The sequence below is a fragment of the Methylocaldum sp. genome (genome assembly GCF_039794385.1).
Classification (GTDB): Bacteria; Pseudomonadota; Gammaproteobacteria; order Methylococcales; family Methylococcaceae; genus Methylocaldum.
In genome coordinates, this window is the sequence record NZ_JBDIVO010000500.1 from 1 (window position 1) to 2,670 (window position 2,670).

3 protein-coding genes are annotated in these 2,670 nt (G+C 63.7%); 2 read left to right on the forward strand and 1 reads right to left on the reverse strand.

Annotation, left to right across the window (positions count from 1 at the left end; translation table 11 throughout):
- Positions 1-593, reverse strand: a 593-nt coding sequence (locus ABJK70_RS23330) for a GntR family transcriptional regulator (protein ID WP_347259292.1), incomplete at its 3' end; no start/stop codon positions are given.
- A 77-nt stretch (positions 594-670) separates the two neighbouring features.
- On the opposite strand from ABJK70_RS23330, the gene ABJK70_RS23335 reads away from it, so the two are divergent.
- Positions 671-1,126 (forward strand): 2,4'-dihydroxyacetophenone dioxygenase family protein, encoded by a 456-nt coding sequence (locus ABJK70_RS23335; protein WP_143735278.1) that lies wholly within the window; start codon positions 671-673, stop codon positions 1,124-1,126.
- A gap of 38 nt (positions 1,127-1,164) precedes the next feature.
- Positions 1,165-2,067 (forward strand): haloalkane dehalogenase, encoded by a 903-nt coding sequence (locus ABJK70_RS23340; protein WP_347259293.1) that lies wholly within the window; start codon positions 1,165-1,167, stop codon positions 2,065-2,067.
- Positions 2,068-2,670 lie beyond the last annotated feature (603 nt).

Genomic DNA, 2,670 nt, shown 5'->3' on the forward strand with positions numbered 1-2,670 from the left:
GCGCCCGCCGTGACCACGATTTGTTCCGGCGAACAGGAAACCGCCCGGGCGAAGGAGACGTGTTTGGCAATCGCCGCGCGCAGCGCCGGCCAGCCCTGCGGGTGGTCGTAGACTGCCGGCGTCTTCGACCAGGCTCTCAGTGCCCTGGCGGACAGGCGCCGCCAGACCGGAAAGGAAAACGCCGATTTGTCGGGCAGCCCGAGCCTGAAGTCGAAATGGCAGGATTCGACGCCCGCAGGCAGCACCGGCTGAGCCCGGCGCCAGGCTTCGTTCAAACGGCCGTCCGCCCCGGGTTCGCTGGACAGATGATGAGCCGGGCGCGGCGAGATGTCGGCCACATAGGTACCGGAACCCGACCGAACGGTCAGATAGCCCTCGCTCAACAATAGCTCGTACGCCGCTACCGCGGTATTGCGCGACACACCGATCGCTGCGGCAAATGCCCGGGTCGAAGGCAGTCGCGTACCGGACTGGAGCCGTCCGTCGAGGATCGCCTCCCGCAGCTGGCAATACACGGAGCGCAGCAGTTCTCGGGAACCCTTGCGCGGCAGGGTGATGGGTAGTTCGAAAAGTGGCTCCATGATTTTTGTCATTTGTGGTCCTTTTCCGCTATTACTCGCCGCCTTATTGTGTCCGTACCGTCAGTCACTATTTGGCAAAGGAGCATCTTATGTTAGCAACCGAACCGTTCATCCCGGCAGCCGCGGGCAACCATCAGCTGCCGTGGATTTCAGTGGGCCACGGTATTTCCAAGAAGCTGCTGGCCCTGTTTCCCGAGCGCGGCGAATGGGTCACGCTGCTGCGCCTGGAGCCGGGAGCACGCATCCCCCTGCATCGGCATCAGGGCGAGGTTCACGGCTACCTCCTCAGCGGATGCCGGCGCCTCGATCCGGAGGGACGACTGCTGGGTCCCGGCGATTACGAGTACGAGCCGGCCGGTCATGTCGACACCTGGACTGCCGAGGGCGATGCCCCCTTCGTGAGTCTGTTTTTCGTGCGCGGCGCGGTCGAGTACCTCGACTTGGACGGCTCCGTCCTGCGCCGGGAAACGGCCGCCACCAATGCCGAGGAATACCACCGCGCCTGCTCCGAGCAGGGCTTCGTCCCGCTCGATCTATGTCGTTGATCGCGGGGGTAACGTTCTCGAGAACAGGAGTGCCGATCATGTTCCCATCCGAGATTTCCGCGGTCGATCATCATCCCCGGAAGCGCGTATCGGTCCTGGATACCGAGATGAGCTACGTCGATGTCGGCAAAGGCGACCCCATCGTCTTCCTGCATGGCAACCCGACCTGGTCCTACCTCTGGCGCAACATCATCCCTCACGTCCAGAACCTCGGCCGCTGCCTCGCTCCGGATCTGGTGGGCATGGGCCAGTCGGGCAGTTCGGCTGCGTCGAGCTATCGGTTCTTCGATCACGCCAACTATCTGGATGCCTGGTTCGAGGCGGTGGGCATCGGTGCTCGGGTGATGCTGGTGGTCCACGACTGGGGCTCAGCCCTGGGCTTCCATTGGGCCCGCCGCCACCCGGACCGCGTGCAGGGGATCGCCTACATGGAAGCCCTCGTGCAACCGAGGCTGTGGGCCGATTTCCCTCCGCCGCGGGAGCGGATCTTCCGCGCCCTCCGCTCGGACGAGGGCTTCAGGATGATCGCGGAGGAAAACTTCTTCGTCGAGACCGTGTTGCCGAAAAGCGTCCTGCGGAGTTTGACCAAGGAAGAAATGGAGGCCTACCGTGCCCCTTTCCACACGCCGGAATCCCGGCCGCCGACGCTGGCCTGGGCCCGCGAGTTGCCTATCGATGGCGAGCCGCGGGATGTCGCCGAAGTGGTCGAAACCTACGGGGCCTGGCTCGCGGCCAGCGATATTCCCAAGCTGTTCATCAACGCGGAACCGGGCGCATTGCTGGGAGCGCGCGCACGCCGATTCTGCCGGCAGTGGCCGAACCAGACCGAAATCACCGTGCCGGGCATCCATTACCTGCAGGAAGATTCGCCCCACGAAATCGGCGCGGCGCTGGCGCGGTTCGTCGCGCGGCTCCGCGCTTTGCCGGCCCCGCGCGTATGACGGAGAGCATCGGCCAGTGTGGGCGGCCTTCCATCTTCTGCTCCACCAGGAACAAGGTGCCCAGCATGACCAAGGCTATGTGATAGGCATCCCAGCGGCGGACCTGGTAATCGGCCAGAACGCAGAGGATGGGGCCCGAAATATGGCGCCGTTGATTTGACTGCATGATCGATTGCTTGTGCCCCGTTAAATCTCGCTGGAGGCGTCTCTTGCTCCGCCGGGATGTGCCGAGGCATTCGTTCGGCTTGACCGGTCATGATAAGATGCCGCATCAACGGCCTCCCGAGCTTATGCTCATTGGGCTTTCAGCGCGTCCGGCTCCAGTTGAGCAGGGCGGGCAGAACAGAGTCAGGCGTATGCGTTCAGCCATACCGCAAGGAACCCGTCGATGTGCAGGACTGGGGCTGCCGGGATCCACAGGAACCGGCTGGGGCCTCCTGCTGCCGCCGGACGGCCATTGACCTCCCGGTCCCACAATACCCTTGATATTGTCTACTCGATCAGCGAAGCATGAGCCTCCCGGTCAACTTTTATCCCGAACTCCCCGCGTTCGATATTCACCGGGCACTCGCCTGGGTCCAGGCCGAGGCTGATTGGATTGGC